The organism is Stenotrophomonas sp. HMWF003, from assembly GCF_003061285.1.
In the GTDB taxonomy this organism is placed as follows: domain Bacteria; phylum Pseudomonadota; class Gammaproteobacteria; order Xanthomonadales; family Xanthomonadaceae; genus Stenotrophomonas; species Stenotrophomonas maltophilia_AP.
The window spans coordinates 1,932-3,132 of sequence record NZ_QAIW01000400.1; the positions used below are offsets into that span (position 1 = coordinate 1,932).

The window sequence follows — 1,201 nt, forward strand, 5'->3', positions numbered from 1 at the left end:
CCCGGCAAGGAAGTGGAAATGTCCGATGCGGAGCTGGCGGCCAGCGCGCGTGCTGAAGACCAGCGCCGTGCCAAGGCCGAGGCGCAGCGCGCGCAGGCGGCGTTGGAAGGACGCCCGTTGCCACCGGCACCGGCCTCGACCAGCACCGCCGCAACCACCTCGCCTGCGGCAGTGAGCACCGCCCCGCTGCCCGCCCCGGTGGCCGAGCGCCCGGCGGCGACCACGGCTGCGGCGGCGACGCCGGCGCAGACTGCGGCGGCTACCCCGGCGGCACCGAAGCCGGCGGCTACTGCAGCGGCGACGCCTGCTGCTGCGGCGGCTGAGCCTGCGGCCAGCAACGTGCGCTACATCCTGCAGGCCGGTGCGTTTGGTGCGTCTGGCGATGCCGAGGCGACCAAGGCCAAGCTGGCGATGATCGGTCTGGCGGCACGGGTGGAATCGGCGCAGATCAACGGCAAGACGGTGTACCGCGTGCGCATGGGGCCGTATGGCAGCGCCGGGGAGCTGGCCGAGGCCAAGCAGAAGCTGGATGGGACGGGGCTTCAGGCGATGGCGATCAAGGCGCAGTAAGGCGCGCTGCAACGCATCCAGGAACGCCGGGCATTGCCCGGCGTTTTTTTTGGTCGCCGAGAGCAGCCGACCAACGGTCGGCTCTACCCGTCAGGGGTTCGCGGGCGATGGACGTGCGGGATTTGCGTGCGATGTACGTACACCGACGACGCGCGGAACCGGTTGTTCCGCGCCCTGCTGGGCAGCCGGGCAGAGCCCGGCTCTACGGGTTATCGTCCGCGCATGTCTTCCCGCCCTGATCCTGCTGACCTTCCCGGCGTTGCCGGTGCCACCGGCCGCTACCGCGAATGGGCGCCGCCGGCTGCGCTGCAGGGCTGCTTCGGGCAGCTGTGGCGCAGCGATCTGCCGGTGGGCCACAGCGGTGAGGTGGCGGTGCTGCCCGATGGCTGCGTGGACATCCTGTGGCGCGGTGGGCGGCTGTATGTGGTGGGACCGGATGTGGTGGCGGCGCACCCGCAGCTGACGCCGGGTGCGCAGGTACTGGGCGCGCGGTTCCAGCCGGGTGCGGCGCGGGCGTGGCTGGGGGTGCCGCTGGGCGAGATGGTGGGCACGGCCGTGGAGCTGGATGCGGTGCTGGGGCCGCAGGCGCGGCAGATGGCGGCGCGCTTGAATGATGTGGGCGATGGCGATG

Annotated in this window: 2 protein-coding genes; both read left to right on the forward strand. The window is 72.1% G+C overall.

Annotated features, from left to right (window positions below; translation table 11 throughout):
• Positions 1–570 (forward strand): SPOR domain-containing protein (locus DBR34_RS17185; protein ID WP_258224063.1); only part of this gene is annotated, 570 nt, incomplete at its 5' end.
• 222 nt (positions 571–792) lie between these two features.
• Positions 793–1,201: DUF6597 domain-containing transcriptional factor (locus tag DBR34_RS17190; RefSeq protein WP_343125620.1), on the forward strand; the 409-nt coding region annotated here is incomplete at its 3' end.